We start from the raw sequence: 18,956 nt of genomic DNA on the forward strand, positions 1-18,956 counted from the left end.
CCTTTTATCCCACCCTCGCCATTTTCGGGCACTGGCATGCAATTTGCTCCCTTGTGAGGCAGGTAAGCTTGGCCGACTATCCGCGCCCGGCAACACCCTTTTTCCAGGGCAGCGGCCCACCGCGCTCTAGACCATCCGGAGGACAACATGTCGAAGTCGGTTCAACTCATCAAAGATCATGACGTCAAGTGGATTGATCTGCGTTTCACGGACACCAAAGGCATTCAGCACCACGTGACCATGCCGTCGCGTGATGCGCTGGACGAAGACTTCTTCGAAGTCGGCAAGATGTTCGACGGTTCCTCCATCGCTGGCTGGAAAGGCATCGAAGCTTCCGACATGATCCTGATGCCGGTCGACGAAACCGCCGTTCTGGACCCGTTCACCGAAGAACCAACCCTGATCATCACCTGCGACATCGTCGACCCGTCGAGCATGCAGGGCTACGACCGCGACCCACGCGCCATCGCCAAGCGCGCCGAAGAGTACCTGAAGAGCACCGGCATCGGTGACACCGTATTCGCCGGCCCAGAGCCTGAGTTCTTCATCTTCGACGAAGTGAAGTTCCACTCGGACATCTCCGGTTCGATGTTCAAGATCTTCTCCGAGCAGGGCTCGTGGATGACCGGCGCTGACGTGGAAGGCGGCAACAAAGGCCACCGTCCAGGCGTGAAAGGCGGCTACTTCCCGGTTCCGCCGTTCGACCACGACCACGAAATCCGTACTGCCATGTGCAACGCCCTGGAAGAAATGGGCCAGACCGTTGAAGTTCACCACCACGAAGTGGCGACTGCCGGCCAGAACGAAATCGGCGTCAAGTTCAACACCCTGGTGAAGAAGGCTGACGAAGTACAGGCGCTGAAATACGTCGTGCACAACGTTGCCGACGCTTACGGCCGTACCGCCACCTTCATGCCGAAGCCACTGTACGGCGACAACGGCTCGGGCATGCACGTGCACATGTCGATCTGGAAAGACGGCAAGAACACCTTCTCGGGTGAAGGCTATGCCGGCCTGTCCGACACCGCCCTGTACTTCATCGGCGGCATCATCAAGCACGGTAAGGCCCTGAACGGCTTCACCAACCCGTCGACCAACTCGTACAAGCGTCTGGTCCCAGGCTTCGAAGCCCCGGTAATGCTGGCCTACTCGGCTCGCAACCGTTCCGCCTCGATCCGTATTCCTTACGTTGGCAGCCCGAAAGCCCGCCGTATCGAAGCACGCTTCCCGGACCCATCGGCCAACCCGTACCTGGCGTTCGCGGCCCTGCTGATGGCTGGCCTGGACGGCATCCAGAACAAGATCCACCCAGGCGACGCGGCCGACAAGAACCTGTACGACCTGCCGCCAGAAGAAGCCAAGAACATCCCGCAAGTGTGCGGCAGCCTGAAAGAAGCTCTGGAAGAGCTGGATAAAGGCCGTGCGTTCCTGACCAAGGGCGGCGTGTTCTCCGATGACTTCATCGATGCCTTCATCGAGCTGAAGAGCGAAGAAGAAATCAAGGTCCGTACCTTCGTACACCCGCTGGAATACGAGCTGTACTACAGCTGCTGATCTGATTGGCGCCTCGCGCCGATGACATGATCACGACGGCCTCCCTCGGGAGGCCGTTTTTGTTTTCATACATGCGAATCAGAACGCCCCTACAAGCAGCAGTTGGTCAACTGCGCACAATCCATTCTCCCTCTGAATGGAGAACACCATGCGCCTGGCCATCACGTCACTTTGCTTGCCGTTTGCCTTGATCGGCTGCATCGCTCCTGAAGCCTCCCAGCCTGAATTCAACCCACTCCTATCCAACATCGAGTACCGACTGGAGCTGGCCAGCTCGGTTGCACTGCACAAGTGGGAACACAACCTTGCCGTAGCAGCGCCCGAGCGCGAGCGCGAAGTCCTTGCCCTGGTGCGCCAGCAGGCTGCCGACCATGACCTCAGCCCTGAACGCGCCGCAGCTTTCTTCAGCGACCAGATCGAGGCCAACAAGCTGGTGCAGTACACCTTGCTCGATCGCTGGGTCATGCTAGAGCAGAGGCCATCAGCAGCCGTCCTTGATCTGGTCGACCAACTGCGACCTCGTCTGGACAAGCTTCAGACAACACTTCTATTCGAGTTGGGGCGCTTCGACCGGCACCCTCCAAAGGACTGCGCGCGGAAACTCGCCAACGCCCTGCACGCCCGCACCAATGACCCGATACGCCACCTAGCCCTGGTCCGCGCAACCGCACAGCTGTGCCCGAAACACTAGACGCGCCAATGCTCTATATTGGTGCATAACAACGCCGAACGCTCCGCCATGCACCCCAAAACAGGTCGCGCGGAGCGCCCGCTCAGCAAATTTTGATCCGATTGAGCGCAAATCCAGGCCTTTCTCAGCTATTTCCGCTTCTTTTCGGAGCCTTGGTTTGTTTCTTGCATTTTTTGCAGGAAGAGAGTCTCGCATCAGCGGATCCACAGCACGCCCGGATCTGGCCCCAAGTGCCAGGCAAGCGCCAAACGAGGTCAACGACGCCTTATGACCATCAGCGATGCACAGCACCGTCTGCTTCTGGACAACCTGACCACCGCCACGTTGCTGCTCAATGCCGAGCTGCGCCTGGAGTACATGAACCCGGCCGCAGAAATGCTGCTGGCCGTCAGCGGCCAGCGCAGCCATGGGCAGTTCATCAGCGAGCTGTTCACCGAATCGACCGAGGCGCTCAGTTCGCTGCGCCAGGCGGTCGAGCAGGCGCACCCGTTTACCAAGCGTGAAGCGCAGCTTACATCGCTGACCGGGCAGACCATCACCGTCGACTACGCGGTAACGCCGATACTGCATCAAGGCCAGACCCTGCTGTTGCTCGAGGTGCACCCGCGGGACCGTCTGCTGCGCATCACCAAGGAAGAGGCCCAACTGAGCAAGCAGGAAACCACCAAGATGCTGGTGCGCGGCCTGGCCCACGAAATCAAGAACCCCCTTGGCGGCATCCGCGGAGCGGCCCAGCTACTGGCCCGCGAACTGCCCGAGGAAGGGCTGCGCGACTACACCAATGTGATCATCGAAGAGGCCGACCGCTTGCGTAACCTGGTCGACCGCATGCTCGGCTCGAACAAGCTGCCGTCGCTGGCCATGACCAATATTCACGAAGTGCTGGAGCGGGTGTGCAGCCTGGTCGATGCCGAAAGCCAGGGGTGCATCACTTTGGTGCGCGATTACGACCCAAGCCTGCCGGACGTGCTGATCGACCGAGAACAGATGATTCAGGCCGTACTCAACATCGTGCGCAACGCCATGCAGGCGATCAGCTCGCAGAATGAGCTGCGCCTGGGTCGCATCACCTTGCGCAGCCGCGCCCTGCGCCAGTTCACCATCGGCCACGTGCGTCACCGCCTGGTAGCGCGGGTAGAGATCATCGACAACGGCCCAGGCATCCCGCCGGAACTGCAGGAAACCCTCTTCTATCCCATGGTCAGTGGCCGCCCGGACGGTACCGGGCTGGGCCTGGCCATTACCCAGAACATCATCAGCCAGCACCAGGGCCTGATCGAGTGTGAAAGCCACGCTGGCCATACCGCCTTCTCGATTTACCTGCCTCTGGAACAAGGAGCCACCGCCTCATGAGCCGAAGTGAAACCGTATGGATCGTCGACGATGATCGCTCCATCCGCTGGGTCCTGGAAAAAGCCCTGCAACAGGAAGGCATGACCACCCAGAGCTTCGACAGCGCAGACGGTGTCATGGGGCGCCTGGCACGTCAGCAACCCGACGTGATCATTTCCGACATTCGTATGCCTGGCACCAGCGGCCTCGACCTGCTGGCGCAGATCCGCGAGCAGCACCCGCGCCTGCCGGTCATCATCATGACCGCCCACTCCGACCTGGACAGCGCCGTGGCCTCGTACCAAGGCGGTGCCTTCGAGTACCTGCCCAAGCCATTCGACGTCGACGAAGCGGTATCGCTGGTCAAGCGCGCCAACCAGCACGCCCAGGAGCAGCAAGGCCTGGATGTGCCACAGAACCTGGCGCGCACCCCGGAAATCATTGGTGAAGCCCCGGCGATGCAGGAGGTGTTCCGCGCCATCGGCCGCCTCAGCCACTCCAACATCACCGTGCTGATCAACGGCGAGTCCGGCACCGGCAAAGAACTGGTGGCCCACGCCCTGCACCGGCACAGCCCACGCGCAGCATCGCCGTTCATTGCCCTGAACATGGCTGCCATCCCCAAGGACTTGATGGAGTCGGAGCTGTTCGGCCATGAGAAAGGCGCCTTCACAGGTGCTGCCAACTTGCGTCGCGGCCGTTTCGAGCAGGCCGATGGTGGCACGCTGTTCCTCGACGAAATTGGGGACATGCCTGCCGACACCCAGACCCGCCTGCTGCGTGTGCTGGCCGATGGCGAGTTCTATCGCGTGGGCGGCCATGTGCCGGTCAAGGTCGACGTGCGCATCATCGCCGCCACCCACCAGAACCTGGAGTCACTGGTGCAGGCCGGCAAGTTCCGTGAGGACTTGTTCCACCGCCTGAACGTGATCCGTATCCATATTCCGCGCCTGGCCGACCGCCGCGAGGATATCCCCGCCCTCGCCCGCCACTTCCTTGCCCGGGCGGCCCAGGAGCTGGCAGTCGAGCCGAAGATCCTCAAGCCGGAAACCGAAGAGTTCATCCGCAACCTGCCATGGCCTGGCAATGTGCGGCAGATGGAGAACACCTGCCGCTGGATCACCGTGATGGCCTCCAGCCGCGAAGTGCTGATCGGCGACCTGCCACCCGAACTGCTGAACCTGCCACACGATGCCGCGCCGGTAACCAACTGGGAGCAGGCCTTGCGCCAGTGGGCCGACCAGGCCTTGGCGCGCGGGCAGACCAGCCTGCTGGACAGCGCAGTGCCGAGCTTTGAACGGATCATGATCGAGACGGCACTCAAGCACACCGCCGGTCGCCGTCGCGATGCCGCGCTGTTGCTGGGTTGGGGGCGTAACACCCTGACACGCAAGATCAAGGAGCTGGGGATGAATGTGGCTGGTGGGGATGATGAGGAAGGTGATGACCACTGAGCGCTGAATTAGCCTTCTAGATTGCTGGGGCTGCTTTGCAGCCCATCGCGACACAAGGCCGCTCCCACAGGATCACCTCTGCCCCCAAGGCTGATGCGATGGACACACATCGCGGTCGTCGTAGGAGCGGGTTCACCCGCGAAGAGGCCGGGCCTGCTGGCCAATCTCCACCTGCCGTTCAGCGTTGCCGCCACCACCGTATTCGCGGGTAAACCCGCTCCTACCACGGTGGTGGGCACACATCGCGGTCGTCGTAGGAGCGGGTTCACCCGCGAAGAGGCCGGGCCTGCTGGCCAATCTCCACCTGCCGTTCAGCGTTGCCGCCACCACCGTATTCGCGGGTAAACCCGCTCCTACCACGGTGGTGGGCACACATCGGGGTCGTCGTAGGAGCGGGTTCACCCGCGAAGAGGCCGGGCCTGCTGGCCAATCTCCACCTGCCGTTCAGCGTTGCCGCCGCCACCGTATTCGCGGGTAAACCCGCTCCTACCACGGCGGTGGGCACACATCGCGGTCGTCGTAGGAGCGGGTTCACCCGCGAAGAGGCCGGGCCTGCTGGCCAATTTCCACCTGCCCAGCGTTGCTGCCGCCACCGTATTCGCGGGTAAACCCGCTCCTACCACGGCGGTGGGCACACATCGGGGTCGTCTTAGGAGCGGGTTCACCCGCGAAGAGGCCGGGCCTGCTGGCCAATCTCCACCTGCCGTTCAGCGTTGCCGCCGCCACCGTATTCGCGGGTAAACCCGCTCCTACCACGGTGGTGGGCACACATCGCGGTCGTCGTAGGAGCGGGTTCACCCGCGAAGAGGCCGGGCCTGCTGGCCAATCTCCACCTGCCGTTCAGCGTTGCCGCCACCACCGTATTCGCGGGTAAACCCGCTCCTACCACGGCGGTGGGCACACATCGCGGTCGTCGTAGGAGCGAGTTCACCCGCGAAGAGGCCGGGCCTGCTGGCCAATTTCCACCTGCCGTTCAGCGTTGCTGCCGCCACCGTATTCGCGGGTAAACCCGCTCCTACCACGGCGGTGGGCACACATCGCGGTCGTCGTAGGAGCGGGTTCACCCGCGAAGAGGCCGGGCCTGCTGGCCAATCTCCACCTGCCGCTCACCGTTGCCGCCGCCACCGTATTCGCGGGTAAACCCGCTCCTACCACGGTCCTGTGGGAGCGGCCTTGTGTCGCGATGGGGCGCAAAGCGGCCCCAGCCATTTCAGCCGTCTGAATGCACCGTTCCTGTGCCCGCTGCACCTCTCGAAGGCACAAATCCCCTCAAAATCCGGCCAAATCACCCGCAAAGCCCAGTATTCACGGCTTTTGCAAAACTGGCACGCCCCCTGCAATAAGCAATACATCTCCAGTTTCGGGGGCCCTGGTACAGGCAGGCCGGGTGAACCCCTCTTTTATTTGCAGCACCGCCGCTTTTGGGGACCTCGGTACAGGCAGGCCGGGCATCCCCCCTTTATACGCAGTACCCCTTTTGGGGACCCTGGTACAGGCAGGCCGGGATATCCCCTCTTTTATTCGTGCAGTTTCACTTGCACCCGCCAGCGCCCAGCGTCCTCTGCACCGGCCCATTCGCCGTGCAGGGGGCGCGCGGCCACCACCGTCAGCAACAAACCTTCCTTGCTGTGCTGTACCCGCCAGCTCACCGGCTTGCCCTGCAAGCTGAGCTGCCCTTGCTGAGCCTTGCCCTGGGCCTGGAACAGCAACGCCACCGTCCCTTCCACGTTCTCGCCATGCAGCTGGGGCTCTTCGTTGAACCACAGCTCCAGGCCATCCTGCATCACTTGCACCTGCTGCAGTTCACGCTCGTCCGGCGTAGTCAGGCGACCGATCATCAGCCCTACCATCAAGCCGACGATCGCCAACGACAGCATCACCCGTGGGAAGGCCTTCGAACGCACGTCCGGTTCAGGGGTAGAATGCCCGTCATCTTCACGTTTGGAGCCGTGCATGTTTCACGTCATCCTTTTTCAACCAGAAATTCCGCCGAATACCGGCAACATCATTCGTCTATGCGCCAACAGCGGCTGCGCCCTGCACCTGATCGAACCCATCAGCTTCGAACTGGATGACAAGCGCCTGCGCCGCGCAGGGCTGGACTACCACGAGTATGCCACGCTCAAGCGCCACGAGAGCTTGGCCGGATGCCTGGAAAGCCTTGGCAACCCACGGTTGTTCGCCTTTACCACCAAGGGCTCGCACCCGTTCCACGAAGTGGCCTTCCAGCCGGGCGACGCCTTCCTGTTCGGGCCAGAGAGCCGCGGGTTGCCGGCCGAGGTGCTGGACAGCCTGCCGGCCGAGCATCGCCTGCGCCTGCCGATGCGGCCGGGGTGCCGTAGCCTGAACCTGTCCAATACCGTGGCGGTGACGGTGTATGAGGCGTGGCGGCAGAACGGGTTTGCCGGGAGCTGATGTGTTGCCTGTGCCGGCCTCTTCGCGGGTAAACCCGCTCCTACGCAGGTCGAGGCAACGGCGCGATCCCCTGTAGGAGCGGGTTTACCCGCGAAGAGGCCCGCACAGGCAACAAAAAAGCGCCCCGAGAGGCGCTTTCTTTATACCGGCAGTAATTACTGCACAGTAGGCGCTTCACCCGCTTCCTGCATACGCTGCATTTCTTGCGCGTACAGGGCGTCGAAGTTGACCGGCGACAGCATCAGCGCCGGGAACGAACCGCGGGTCACCAGGCTGTCCAGGGCCTCACGGGCATAAGGGAACAGGATGTTCGGGCAGAACGCACCCAGGGTGTGGCTCATCGAAGGCGCATCGAGGTTGGCGATCAGGAAGATACCGGCCTGCTGCACTTCAGCAATGAAGGCCACTTCGTCACCGTTCTTGACGGTAACCGACAGGGTCAGCACGACCTCGTGGAAGTCGCCTTCCAGGGATTTCTGCTTGGTGTTCAGGTCCAGGGCAACGCTCGGTTCCCAGGTCTGACGGAAGATCTGCGGGCTTTTCGGGGCCTCGAACGACAGGTCACGCACATAGATGCGTTGCAGGGAGAACTGAGGGCTGTTGTCTTCTGCAGCAGCGCCGTTGGTCTGTTGGTCAGTCATGTCAGATCCTTATCCTAATGTTTTTGAATGCAGTGCAAATCAGGCCGCCAGCAACGCGTCGAGCTTGCCCGCGCGCTCCAGGGCATAGAGGTCATCGCATCCACCGACATGGGTGCTGCCGATCCAGATCTGCGGCACCGACGTGCGGCCGGCTTTCTGACTCATCTCGGCGCGAACCTGCGGCTTGCCGTCGACCTTGATTTCCTCGAAGGCCACGCCCTTGCTCTCGAGCAGGTACTTGGCGCGCATGCAGTAGGGGCAGTAGTCGCTGGAGTAGACGATGACAGGCTTCATATCACTTCACCAGGGGCAGGTTATCGGCTTTCCAGCTGGAAACGCCACCGCTCAGTTTGGCGGCGTTGTAACCAGCTTTGAGCAGCTCGCGGCAAATGGTGCCGGACTGCTGGCCCATCGCGTCGACGACGATCAGGGTCTTTTCTTTATGCTTGCCCAGCTCGGTCATGCGGTTGGCCAGCTTGTCCTGCGGGATGTTCACCGCACCGACGATATGACCGGCGGAGTATTCCTTGGCCGGGCGAATGTCGATCACCAGGGCCTTCTCGGCATTGACCAGGGCTGTCAGTTGGCCGTTAGTCAGGCTTTGGCCACCACGACGGATTTCATTGATGAGCAGCAGGACCAGCAGAATGAGGAAGATCGCAACCAGGATGTAGTGATCTGTCGCGAATTGAATCAGGTGAGCAACCATCAGCGGTGTTCCAGGCGATTGAAAATGCCGGCCAGTATACACAGCCCCTTGGTGCCACCAAAGCCCGACGGGCCGGCCACAAAACCACCTTCATGTTGCCACCACAGGTGCGCCGGTCGGTGGAATGGGACGAATATTCGCCGCAGGTGGCGTATTTGCCCTAAAATGCGTGTCTTTATCATCTTTGAACAACCGTGAGTTTGATTGATGACGAGCACGCCCAAACCCCTGGTCCTGATTATCCTGGATGGCTTCGGCCATAGCGATATCCCCGAACACAACGCCATCTTTGCCGCCAATAAACCGGTCTATGACCGCCTGTGCGCCACCCAGCCGCATGGCCTCATTTCCGGCTCGGGCATGGATGTCGGCCTGCCGGACGGGCAGATGGGCAACTCCGAAGTCGGTCATATGAACCTCGGCGCAGGTCGCGTCGTGTATCAGGACTTCACGCGGGTGACCAAGGCCATCCGCGACGGCGAGTTCTTCGAAAACCCGGTACTGACCGGTGCTGTGGACAAGGCAGTCGGTGCTGGCAAGGCCGTGCACATCCTCGGCCTGCTGTCCGATGGTGGCGTACACAGCCACCAGGACCACTTGGTGGCCATGGCCGAACTGGCCGCCCAGCGTGGCGCCGAAAAGATCTACCTGCACGCCTTCCTCGATGGCCGCGACACCCCGCCACGCAGCGCGCAGTCGTCCATCGAACTGCTCGACGCCACCTTCGCCAAACTGGGCAAGGGCCGTATCGCCAGCCTGATCGGCCGCTACTACGCCATGGACCGCGACAACCGCTGGGACCGCGTCAGCGCTGCCTACAACCTCATCGTCGACAGCGCTGCCGAGTACACCGCTGACACAGCCCTGGCAGGCCTTGAAGCAGCTTACGCCCGCGACGAAAGCGACGAATTCGTCAAGGCCACGCGCATTGGCGAAGCCGTCAAGGTCGAAGATGGCGATGCCGTGATTTTCATGAACTTCCGCGCCGACCGTGCTCGCGAGCTGTCGCGTGCATTCGTAGAACCAGACTTCACGGAATTCGCCCGTGCGCGCCTGCCGAAGATGGCGGCGTACATCGGCCTGACCCAGTATTCGGCGAAGATCCCGGCACCAGCAGCCTTCGCCCCGTCCAGCCTGAACAACGTGCTGGGCGAATACCTGGCGAAGAACGGCAAGACCCAGCTGCGCATCGCCGAAACCGAGAAATACGCCCACGTCACCTTCTTCTTCTCGGGTGGCCGCGAAGAGCCGTTCGAAGGCGAAGAACGCATCCTGATCCCGTCGCCGAAGGTCGCCACCTATGACCTGCAACCGGAAATGAGCGCACCAGAGGTGACCGATCGCATCGTCGAAGCCATCGAACAGCAGCGCTTCGACGTCATCGTGGTCAACTACGCCAACGGCGACATGGTCGGCCACACCGGCGTGTTCGAGGCAGCGGTCAAGGCCGTCGAAGCACTGGATACCTGTGTAGGGCGCATTGTCGACGCACTGGACAAGGTCGGCGGCGAAGCGCTGATCACCGCTGACCACGGCAACGTCGAGCAGATGGAAGACGAGTGCACCGGCCAGGCGCACACCGCGCACACGACCGAGCCGGTACCGTTCATCTACGTGGGCAAGCGCAACGTGAAAGTGCGCGAGGGCGGCGTGCTGGCCGACGTGGCGCCGACCATGCTGAAGCTGCTGGGGCTGGAAAAGCCGGTGGAAATGACCGGTACTTCGATTCTGGTCGACGCCTGAATGTCGAAAGGGGCTGCGTTGCAGCCCCAATTGCACATGAATTCCAGACAAACGCCCCCCTGCATCCGCAGCGAGGCGTTTTTTTTGCCTGCCCAGGCGGGCATACTAGGCCAGTCTCCATCCTTGGTACGCCAAACCCCATGCTTCGCGCCCTGATCCTCCTAGCCCTGTCTTGCCTGCTCAGCCCGGCCTTCGCCGATGAGCGTGCGCAGACCCAGCAGCAACTGGATGCCACCCGCCAGGACATTGCCGAGCTCAAGAAAACGCTGAGCAAGCTCCAGGAAGAAAAGGCCGGTGTGCAAAAAGACCTCAAAGCCACCGAAACCGACATCGGCAACCTCGAAAAGCAGGTGGAGGCCCTGCAGCAAGAACTAAAAAAGACTGAAGGCGAGCTGGAGCGCCTTGATACCGAGAAAAAAAAACTCCAGAGCGCCCGCGTTGAACAACAACGACTGATCGCCATTCAGGCCCGTTCGGCCTACCAGAACAACGGTCGCGAGGAATACCTCAAGCTGCTGCTCAACCAGCAGAACCCCGAGAAATTCGCCCGCACCCTCACCTATTACGACTACCTGAGCAAGGCGCGCCTGGAGCAATTGCGCACCTTCAACGAGACCTTGCGCCAACTGGCCAACGTCGAACAGGAAATTTCCAGCCAGCAACAACAACTGCTGGCCCAGCGCACCGACCTCGACAGCCGTCGCCAGGCCCTGGAAACCGAGCGCGCCAAGCGCCAGCAGGTACTGGCAAAGCTCAACAGCGATGTGAAGGACCGCGATCAGAAGCTGCAAGCGCGCGAACAGGACCAGGCCGACCTGGCCAAGGTCCTGAAGACCATCGAGGAAACCCTCGCCCGCCAGGCGCGTGAAGCTGAAGAGGCACGCAAGAAGGCCCTGCTGGCGCAGCAGGAAGCGGAAAAACGCCGCCAGCAGGAAGCGCTGGCCGCCGCCGCTGCCCGCGACCGGGCCCGTGAGCCTGCAGAGCCAGTGGAACCGCCGAAAAAGGCCCGTACCACCCTCGGGCCGATGGTTTCCAGCGATGGCGCCAACTACGGCGGCGCATTTTCTGCTGCGCGGGGCAAACTTCCATGGCCAGTCAATGGTCGATTGCTGGCACGTTTCGGTGATGCCCGCGGTAGCGACGCCCGTGCCAAGTGGGACGGGGTTATGATCAGCGCCAACCCAGGCACCCAGGTACGTGCCGTGCACGGCGGGCGTGTGGTATTCGCGGACTGGTTGCGCGGTGCCGGGCTTCTGGTCATTCTCGACCATGGCAACGGTTACCTGAGCCTGTACGGCCACAACCAGAGCCTGCTCAAGAATGCCGGTGATATCGTCAAGGCCGGTGAAGCCATTTCCACCGTTGGCGACAGCGGTGGTCAGGACGCGGCAGGCTTGTATTTCGCTATCCGCCAGCAGGGCCGGCCTACCGACCCTTCGCAGTGGTGCCGGGGCTAGTCAAATTTCTACGGCGCAGCCTGAGTGCTGCGCCGATGCTCCCCAGGGAGCGCTTACAGGATCAGGAGTTCGTTCGACATGCTGCACTCGCCTCGTCTCACCCAGCTGGCCCTGTCCATCGCCCTGGCGGTCGGCGCGCCCCTGGCCACCGCCGCAGAGCCGGCCAAGGCCGCCGCAGTGCCAGCCACCGAGGTGACCGCCAAGGCGCCACTGCCGCTGGAAGAACTGCGCACCTTCGCCGAGGTCCTGGACCGCATCAAGGCCGCCTACGTCGAACCGGTAGACGACAAGACCCTGCTGGAAAACGCCATCAAGGGCATGCTCAGCAACCTTGACCCGCATTCGGCCTACCTTGGCCCCGAGGACTTCCAGGAGCTGCAGGAAAGCACCAGCGGAGAGTTCGGCGGGCTGGGCATTGAAGTAGGCCAGGAAGACGGCTTCATCAAGGTGGTCTCGCCAATCGACGACACCCCAGCCTCGCGGGCCGGCGTGCAGGCTGGTGACCTGATCGTCAAGATCAACGGCGCCCCGACCCGCGGCCAGACCATGACCGAAGCCGTCGACAAGATGCGCGGCAAGGTCGGCGAGAAGATAACCCTGACCTTGGTGCGCGACGGCGGCAACCCGTTCGACGTGAACCTGACCCGTGCAGTCATTCAGGTCAAGAGCGTGAAGAGCCAGCTACTGGAGAACGACTACGGCTACATCCGTATCACCCAGTTCCAGGTCAAGACCGGTGACGAAGTGGGCAAGGCCCTGGCCAAGCTGCGCAAGGACAACGGCAAGAAGCTGCGCGGGGTGGTGCTGGACCTGCGCAACAACCCAGGCGGCGTGCTGCAATCGGCAGTGGAAGTGGCCGACCACTTCCTGACCAAAGGCCTGATCGTCTACACCAAGGGCCGCATCGCCAACTCCGAGCTGCGTTTCTCGGCCGACCCGGCCGATGCCAGCGCAGGCGTGCCGCTGGTGGTACTGATCAACGGTGGCAGTGCATCGGCATCGGAAATTGTCGCCGGCGCCCTGCAGGACCAGAAGCGCGCCGTGCTGATGGGCACCGACAGCTTCGGCAAAGGCTCGGTGCAGACCGTGCTGCCACTGGCCAACGACCGCGCCCTGAAGCTCACCACTGCGCTGTACTACACCCCCAACGGCCGCTCGATCCAGGCCCAGGGCATTGTCCCGGACATCGAGGTGCGCCCGGCCAAGCTCACCGCCGAAGCCGACACCGAAAACTTCAAGGAAGCCGACCTGCAGGGCCACCTGGGCAACGGCAACGGCGGCGCCGACCGCCCGACCGGCAGCAGCAAGCGCAAGGAACGCCCGCAGGATGACGACTTCCAGCTGAGCCAGGCACTGAGCCTGCTCAAGGGCCTGAACATCACCAAGGGCGACTGAGCCACCCTATGCGTTTTCTGCTGTGTCTGTTGTTTTGCCTGATGGCCGGAATCGCGCAAGCGGCACCGGCCAACAAGGCCTACATGAGCATCATCATCGACGACCTGGGCCAGAGCCCGGAGCGCGACAGCCGTACCCTGGCCCTGCCTGGGCCGGTGACCATGGCGATCATGCCCGACACCCCGCATGCCACCGACTTTGCACGCCAGGCGCACAAGGCCGGCAAGACGGTGATCCTGCACATGCCCATGGACCCGGCCACCGGGCCCTATGCCTGGCACCCGGGCATCGCCATCGAAGAGCTGGCGCGGCGCCTGGACGCAGCATTGGTCAAGGTGCCCTACGCCGCCGGCATCAACAACCACATGGGCAGCCGCATGACCGCACAGCGTGAACCCATGGCGTGGTTGATGGGCGAGCTGCAGCGGCGCCATCTGTTCTTTGTCGACAGCCGCACCAGTGCCGCCACGGTTGCCGCGGCCGAGGCTCAAGCACACGATGTCGCGCATGTATCACGGGATGTATTTCTGGATGACGTGCGCACGCCGGAAGCCATCGACGCTCAGCTGCAACAGGGTATTACGCTGGCCCGCAAGCAAGGCTCGGCCGTGTTGATCGGCCACCCCTACCCGCAGACGCTAGCGGTGCTGGAAAGTCAGATTCCACGGCTCAAGCAGTTGGGTATCGAACTGGTCACGCTGCAACAGATGATCGCCACACGTGGCAACCAGGCCATGCCTGCACACGGTAAGCATGGCCGTTACAGCAATCGCTAGCATTTGCCGATCGCGGGCAGCCGCTGGGCCACCCGGGCGAATGTTCAGAGGTTGAACGGAATGACATCCCTGGCCTGTGCGTAGGTCAGGTTACCCCGATAAATGCTCAGTACCTGCCCCTCGCTCGCCGCCTTCATTTGCTCGCGATACCCCATCTTGCGCTGGCTCCACAGCTTGAGATGGCCTTTGCCAAACGCCGTCGGCGCCGCCTGCGAGTCGGCAAAATGGAAATGCGCGGCCCACAAGGGTTTACCTCGACTCTCACCGGGAGCACGCAACAGGCTGATCCGGTACTCGTCCAGATAGCCATCGGAAACCACCTGCCGAGGCCCGACATATTCCACGGCGAGCAAACCCTGCTGATGGAGAAAATTCAGCCCTCTGGCACCTGGATAGCGCGTCTTGCTGTAAAGCGCTACCAAACAGTCGCGGCGGGCCTGACGCAACTGAATCAGCGCATCGTCCATGCCCGCCAGCAGCGCGTGCTCTGCGTTGGCATCGCTGAGCTGTTCACGCAACTCGGACACTTCGTTGATCTGGCCGTCCAGCATCGACATCAGGCCCATGTCGTCAGCATCCTTGGCAACCAGGGCTCTGGCTTGAGCGATGACATTTTCGTTCTGTGCCAGCATGGCCTCGGCCAGTTCCCGGTTGTTCCTTTCGGACTCCGGCGTAGAAGTCCGCGACTGCTGTTCCGGTTCGCCCGCGGCTACCTCTTCAACCCAGGTGTTTCCCTGCTTCTGGAAGCGATGCAGCGCACTCTTGTTGAAAGCCGCTACAACTTGCAGCACAGCCTGCCCGTCGACCACCGATTCGCTGCCAATGACTATCTGACCAGCCCGCGTATGGGCCACCTGCAGGCTCTTTCGTGAATAGACCGCACGACGTGTGCCACGGACCTGCCCGTCCGCCTGCTCGCGCATGGCCTCGACCAACGCCTCACCGGCTATGGTTTTCAGTTCCACCATCTGTTGCTTGTAGGCCTCAAGGCGCTGGACATCGATGAGCTTGCTGCCGAGTGTCTTGATCCGTTCGGCGTTGAGAATCGCCGCGAGGTATTCGTCCCACGCACTTTGCAGCACCTCGATTCGTTCGGCGACAGGCAAGTCACAGAACATCAGCAGATGATGGGTTTGTGCAGCCACCCGCAAACGCTGACTGGCGAGCGCATGGCGGAAGATCATGTAGTGCTGGGTAGGCGTGCCTTTGTGCCACTGCAGGGCCAGCTCGACCAGGCCCATGGCCTGGAAAAACCGGATGTTGATCGTGGTCGTCTTACGGCTCTCGATAATGCTCGAAACGGTCAGCGTGGTATTGACGTAAGGCACTTGCATGTCGATGTCGGTGATGGCCAACAGGCGATCCAGCTGGCTGGAGACATTGATGATCCTGGGCTGCTCTTCAAGCAACTTTTCCAACATCGTCCGGAACCTGGCATACAACTCGGCCTGTTTCTCTGGCGGTGCGACATTGAGCGCATTGGTGAGTTGGTCATATTCCCTGAACCCACCCAAGGCCAGTAGCTCATCAATGAAAAACATGCCAAAGCTGATCAGGTTCTTGCGGACCTGGCCCAAGAGTATCCGTTGATCTCTTACGCTGCCGACGTGCGTCGAGGCGCTCGACTTGTCAAGCACGTAGGTAATGTTGCGTTCGGCCTCGAGATAATCAAGGAACAATCTCTCGTTCAAGGGCAGGCGCTGGTTGCGCAACTTACTCGTCTGCTCTTGCAACTGCTGGAACTTGAGCTTGAACAACTCGGTAGCCTGCTCGAATTGCGCACGTTCGCCCGGCTCGGTGGGTGGCGCCTTTTGCAACCGTTCCTCGACTTTTTTTACCGGATCACGCAAACCGACAATCTGCTCGCTCAACGCGTTGAAATCCTTCGTGGCAGCCTCTGCGGCCAGGATAAGCCGCTCTATCTCGGCCTGAGCCTTGGCGATCGGCCCGTCAAGCTTCTTGCGCAATCGCTCGCGGGCCAACTCGCCGGAGCGATCATTGCCACCGTGCAAGCGCGAATTATTGAGGCGCCAGACATTGCCGTCGCGCATCAGGTATGGCCCAACCGTGCCGTCCGGACCAATGATGCGAAACGCTGCGTTATCAAGGCTGACTCGGTAGACATCACCGTCCAGAGACACATAGAAATCATCCCCGATCCGTACCAGCCCCGCGGCCACGCCCTGCGTCTGCGGTTCGCGCCCTTCCAGCAAAACACTGACCGCCAACGCGCGCATCTGGCCGCGCTGGGCACTTGACAGGCCATTGAGCCCCCCAGCCCCACGCCAGGAAAAATCGAGGTGGGTGTTGGCCATGGCCTGCAGGCTGTCGACCGAGGCGCTGGGCTCCCGCGTTGCTGCGCAAAGGTTCGCCAACTCGACCCCAGTGCCGGCAGGTGGCCCCTGTAGCAGCGCTGGCGGCAGGTCGCCAGAAACAGGCGGCGCTGCCAGTTTCGGCGTCTGCAGGTGTATCAGCGCCAGCAAGGTGTTGTTCAGCACATCGACCATCGCCTGGATGCGCTCGTCGAGATGCGAGCTGGCCAGTCCTTGCACATCGTTGATCAAGCTGCGCATGCCGATGTAGAGCCAGGCAACCGAGGTGAGCGGCCCTGGCAACACCGGAAACACAACATTCAGCAGCTCCCAGGAAAATGCCGTGACCAGCCGCCAGCGCACCTCGCTGTTGCTCATGGCGCTGCGATCCGCCAGCTCCAGCAACATCCGGCCCTTGGCTTCGAACATCTGCCGATCCACGTCCCGCGCCCAGAATTGCAGCGCCAACTGAACAGGCTGCGGTTTCTCCGGGAGGGTGTAAGGGTCGAGCAGCCATTGGGGCAGGTGCGGCTCCCGGAAGCCACCATTGCCGTAGACCGCGCGCTGAGCTTGCTCGATCCAGAGCAGCACGTTGTCCTGCAACGCCCCCGGGCGGATGATCGCATCCAACAGTGCTTGAGCGCTGTCGTACTGAATCAGCGCCTTTTCGGTGTACAGCGGGCAGTACAACAGATGAACACCCAACTCGATGAGTTCGATCACGTAGAAACCATGCGCGACGTCGACCCTCTCTGATGTCGGCGAGCGTTTGAACGCAAGCGGTGCAATCCGCACTGCGGCTGCCCCTTCCGCGCCGCTACGGCAGAATTCTGCCAGGGCGCCGTAGGCGAATTTGTCGAGCCGTTTGACGGCACGCGCCCGCGCAGCATCGAACATCAGGGTGACACGCCAGCGTATGGCAAATGCCGAGATGTGTTCGGCGCGGCTCGCCGAGCGATCGAGCATCGACTGAACATGCCGTGGATAACTGCCGCCGATATCGACTCGCTGCACCAGCTCACGGACGTAATCAATGGTCATCCACTTCATGATCAGCTGGTTTTCCCGGTGGGCGATGTGTGTCACCACCCCGCCTGCGGTGGCATCCAGGCGGCCGATCGCCAGCTGCGTCAGGGTCAACGTCTTTTCACCGGTCTTCTGGCCGAAGCCCAGCCCGTGACCGTCACTGACAAAGGTCTCGACCGTGAGGAGAAGGTCATCAGGAAAATAATTGGCGTCTACCGGGTGGTCATGCAGCATCGCTTCGCGCAGGCGCGTCGCCGCATAGGTGTGCAAGTCCGGCAGACCGTCCTGAATGCCCTGCGCTGGGCTGTGCTGTTGCAGTAGCGACAAGTCGAGCATGGCTTGGAGGTAAGCGGTCTGGCTATCCGTATCGGCTCGCGACAGGCCCTTGGGAAGCGCCAGGCCCAGCCCACCGGTGCCATGGTCACTGAACTCGGCGAAAAATGATGCGGGGTCGCAGGCCAAGTGGCAGTAGTGCTCCAGTTGGTCGACGCTGTCGATCGCACTCCAGCGCAGGCGGGCCACGCGCTCGAGCAAGATTTCCAGCAGCGAGGCGCTGTACAGGGCGAAAGCGTCGCCCTCCACGGTCAGGCCCTGCCAGTTCAACTCATCAAACCGGTAACGTCCAGCCATCTGTATTTGCAACGCCGCGCCGAATGCAGCCTGGGCGTCGAAACTGCGGACCAGGCCTTCGGGAGAACACCAGAGTGTCAGTTCGCGAACCTCACTGGAGGCGGTAATCAGCAAGCCGGGCAACAGCTCATGGAACGTGTCTTCGCCCTCACGTAAGGCTACCCGCACCAGCTGCACATCGAGCCCGGTGCGGTTGCCCATCATCAGGTCACGCAGAAGCTTGCGCTGTTCGTCGTCCAGCGCTTCGTCTTTCAGGCCATCGAGCAGGTTGGCGCGCAACAACTGTTGCAACCACAGGTCCCGGTCGATCGTGCCGTCGCCGTTCCAATAGTCGATCTGCGCTTGCTGGAAGTGCCAAAGCAGCATTGGCAGCAACGCGTTGAGGCCATCGGTCAGGCGCGCGGGCTCGATCAAATCGCCCTCAGCCGTTTCGAAGCTCGACTCGATGGCGAAAAAGCGCCGGGGCGGGTTCAGGCTAAGGCGGTAGTCGCCCGCCGGGGCGAGGTCCAGTGGTTTAGCCGCAAGCAGGGCCTGCAGCACAACATCCACCAGCGGCTGAGGGCGCCAGACGCCATCCGGCTGCAGGGACATCAGGTACAGCGGTGCAGCCGAGGTCATTTCAGGGCGATGCACGCCAACCAGAGGATAGTGCTCCAGGATCACCTTCATGACCTGTTCGCCTACGACCTGGCGGAGCATGGGACGGCTGGCGAACTGGGCGGCGACTGCGTGTTTGAGGTTGTGCGCGTGAGTGGCGGGCATGACCAGGACTCGTTGTGGAATGAACCACAAAGCGTCCTGGAAATGGTAGCGAAACAGGT

Annotated in this window: 15 protein-coding genes; 9 read left to right on the forward strand and 6 right to left on the reverse strand. The window is 61.9% G+C overall.

Going from position 1 to position 18,956, the window contains the following annotated elements; all coding sequences use genetic code 11:
• The first annotated feature begins 147 nt into the window (after window positions 1-147).
• The 4 genes from glnA (at window position 148) to ntrC (ending at window position 5,031) form a co-directional block, all read left to right on the forward strand.
• Window positions 148-1,554 (forward strand): type I glutamate--ammonia ligase, encoded by a 1,407-nt coding sequence (gene glnA, locus AC3RCM_RS25665; protein ID WP_003249219.1) that lies wholly within the window; start codon window positions 148-150, stop codon window positions 1,552-1,554.
• Between the two features lie 148 nt (window positions 1,555-1,702).
• Window positions 1,703-2,245, forward strand: a complete 543-nt coding sequence (gene aroQ / locus AC3RCM_RS25670) for a gamma subclass chorismate mutase AroQ (protein WP_336087546.1) — start codon at window positions 1,703-1,705, stop codon at window positions 2,243-2,245.
• Window positions 2,246-2,512: 267 nt separating this feature from the next.
• Entirely contained in the window at window positions 2,513-3,598 is a 1,086-nt protein-coding gene (gene glnL, locus AC3RCM_RS25675) for a nitrogen regulation protein NR(II) (RefSeq protein ID WP_010955600.1), read from the forward strand.
• Window positions 3,595-5,031: a nitrogen regulation protein NR(I) gene (gene ntrC / locus AC3RCM_RS25680; RefSeq protein ID WP_010955601.1), complete on the forward strand. Its 1,437-nt coding sequence runs from the start codon at window positions 3,595-3,597 to the stop codon at window positions 5,029-5,031. The genes glnL and ntrC overlap by 4 nt, the downstream gene beginning before the upstream one ends.
• A 1,517-nt stretch (window positions 5,032-6,548) precedes the next feature.
• Here ntrC and AC3RCM_RS25685 read toward each other — a convergent pair.
• A complete protein-coding gene (locus tag AC3RCM_RS25685; protein ID WP_064491015.1) occupies window positions 6,549-6,986 on the reverse strand; it encodes a hypothetical protein in 438 nt (145 codons plus the stop codon).
• Between AC3RCM_RS25685 and trmL the strand changes: the two genes are divergently transcribed.
• Entirely contained in the window at window positions 6,985-7,446 is a 462-nt protein-coding gene (gene trmL / locus AC3RCM_RS25690) for a tRNA (uridine(34)/cytosine(34)/5-carboxymethylaminomethyluridine(34)-2'-O)-methyltransferase TrmL (protein WP_003249209.1), read from the forward strand. The two genes, AC3RCM_RS25685 and trmL, sit on opposite strands and share 2 nt — an antisense overlap.
• Before the next feature lie 155 nt (window positions 7,447-7,601).
• Here trmL and secB read toward each other — a convergent pair whose 3' ends face one another.
• Genes secB through AC3RCM_RS25710 form a run of 4 tightly spaced genes read right to left on the reverse strand, consistent with a single transcriptional unit; the run spans window position 7,602 to window position 9,014 of the window.
• Window positions 7,602-8,087: a protein-export chaperone SecB gene (secB, locus tag AC3RCM_RS25695; protein WP_003249206.1), complete on the reverse strand. Its 486-nt coding sequence runs from the start codon at window positions 8,085-8,087 to the stop codon at window positions 7,602-7,604.
• Window positions 8,088-8,126: 39 nt separating this feature from the next.
• Window positions 8,127-8,381: a glutaredoxin 3 gene (grxC, locus tag AC3RCM_RS25700; RefSeq protein ID WP_003249204.1), complete on the reverse strand. Its 255-nt coding sequence runs from the start codon at window positions 8,379-8,381 to the stop codon at window positions 8,127-8,129.
• Between the two features lies 1 nt (window position 8,382).
• Window positions 8,383-8,796: a rhodanese-like domain-containing protein gene (locus AC3RCM_RS25705; protein ID WP_010955605.1), complete on the reverse strand. Its 414-nt coding sequence runs from the start codon at window positions 8,794-8,796 to the stop codon at window positions 8,383-8,385.
• On the reverse strand, window positions 8,796-9,014 hold the full coding sequence (locus tag AC3RCM_RS25710) for a hypothetical protein (protein ID WP_156356161.1): 219 nt from the start codon (window positions 9,012-9,014) through the stop codon (window positions 8,796-8,798). Before AC3RCM_RS25710 ends, AC3RCM_RS25705 begins: the two co-directional genes overlap by 1 nt.
• On the opposite strand from AC3RCM_RS25710, the gene gpmI reads away from it, so the two are divergent.
• From gpmI to AC3RCM_RS25730, 4 genes are all read left to right on the forward strand, one after another.
• A complete protein-coding gene (gene gpmI, locus AC3RCM_RS25715) occupies window positions 9,004-10,539 on the forward strand; it encodes a 2,3-bisphosphoglycerate-independent phosphoglycerate mutase (RefSeq protein ID WP_010955606.1) in 1,536 nt (511 codons plus the stop codon). The two genes, AC3RCM_RS25710 and gpmI, sit on opposite strands and share 11 nt — an antisense overlap.
• Window positions 10,540-10,679: 140 nt before the next feature.
• Window positions 10,680-11,996: a murein hydrolase activator EnvC family protein gene (locus AC3RCM_RS25720; RefSeq protein WP_014592693.1), complete on the forward strand. Its 1,317-nt coding sequence runs from the start codon at window positions 10,680-10,682 to the stop codon at window positions 11,994-11,996.
• Window positions 11,997-12,074: 78 nt separating this feature from the next.
• Window positions 12,075-13,391 (forward strand): S41 family peptidase, encoded by a 1,317-nt coding sequence (locus AC3RCM_RS25725; RefSeq protein WP_004576741.1) that lies wholly within the window; start codon window positions 12,075-12,077, stop codon window positions 13,389-13,391.
• Between the two features lie 8 nt (window positions 13,392-13,399).
• On the forward strand, window positions 13,400-14,167 hold the full coding sequence (locus AC3RCM_RS25730; protein ID WP_064491016.1) for a divergent polysaccharide deacetylase family protein: 768 nt from the start codon (window positions 13,400-13,402) through the stop codon (window positions 14,165-14,167).
• 44 nt (window positions 14,168-14,211) lie between these two features.
• On the opposite strand, the gene AC3RCM_RS25735 is transcribed toward AC3RCM_RS25730, so the two are convergent.
• Window positions 14,212-18,897, reverse strand: a complete 4,686-nt coding sequence (locus AC3RCM_RS25735) for a dermonecrotic toxin domain-containing protein (protein WP_064491017.1) — start codon at window positions 18,895-18,897, stop codon at window positions 14,212-14,214.
• Window positions 18,898-18,956: the final 59 nt, after the last annotated feature.

This window comes from Pseudomonas sp. GW823-FHT05G12 (assembly GCF_058795575.1).

Excerpts from the sequence above, each read along its gene's own strand:
- glnA (WP_003249219.1), top strand. The coding sequence starts at position 148 with ATGTCGAAGTCGGTTCAACTCATCAAAGATCATGACGTCAAGTGGATT.
- aroQ (WP_336087546.1), top strand. The coding sequence starts at position 1,703 with ATGCGCCTGGCCATCACGTCACTTTGCTTGCCGTTTGCCTTGATCGGC.
- glnL (WP_010955600.1), top strand. The coding sequence starts at position 2,513 with ATGACCATCAGCGATGCACAGCACCGTCTGCTTCTGGACAACCTGACC.
- ntrC (WP_010955601.1), top strand. The coding sequence starts at position 3,595 with ATGAGCCGAAGTGAAACCGTATGGATCGTCGACGATGATCGCTCCATC.
- trmL (WP_003249209.1), top strand. The coding sequence starts at position 6,985 with ATGTTTCACGTCATCCTTTTTCAACCAGAAATTCCGCCGAATACCGGC.
- AC3RCM_RS25685 (WP_064491015.1), bottom strand. The coding sequence starts at position 6,986 with ATGCACGGCTCCAAACGTGAAGATGACGGGCATTCTACCCCTGAACCG.
- secB (WP_003249206.1), bottom strand. The coding sequence starts at position 8,087 with ATGACTGACCAACAGACCAACGGCGCTGCTGCAGAAGACAACAGCCCT.
- grxC (WP_003249204.1), bottom strand. The coding sequence starts at position 8,381 with ATGAAGCCTGTCATCGTCTACTCCAGCGACTACTGCCCCTACTGCATG.
- AC3RCM_RS25705 (WP_010955605.1), bottom strand. The coding sequence starts at position 8,796 with ATGGTTGCTCACCTGATTCAATTCGCGACAGATCACTACATCCTGGTT.
- gpmI (WP_010955606.1), top strand. The coding sequence starts at position 9,004 with ATGACGAGCACGCCCAAACCCCTGGTCCTGATTATCCTGGATGGCTTC.
- AC3RCM_RS25720 (WP_014592693.1), top strand. The coding sequence starts at position 10,680 with ATGCTTCGCGCCCTGATCCTCCTAGCCCTGTCTTGCCTGCTCAGCCCG.
- AC3RCM_RS25725 (WP_004576741.1), top strand. The coding sequence starts at position 12,075 with ATGCTGCACTCGCCTCGTCTCACCCAGCTGGCCCTGTCCATCGCCCTG.
- AC3RCM_RS25730 (WP_064491016.1), top strand. The coding sequence starts at position 13,400 with ATGCGTTTTCTGCTGTGTCTGTTGTTTTGCCTGATGGCCGGAATCGCG.
- AC3RCM_RS25735 (WP_064491017.1), bottom strand. The coding sequence starts at position 18,897 with ATGCCCGCCACTCACGCGCACAACCTCAAACACGCAGTCGCCGCCCAG.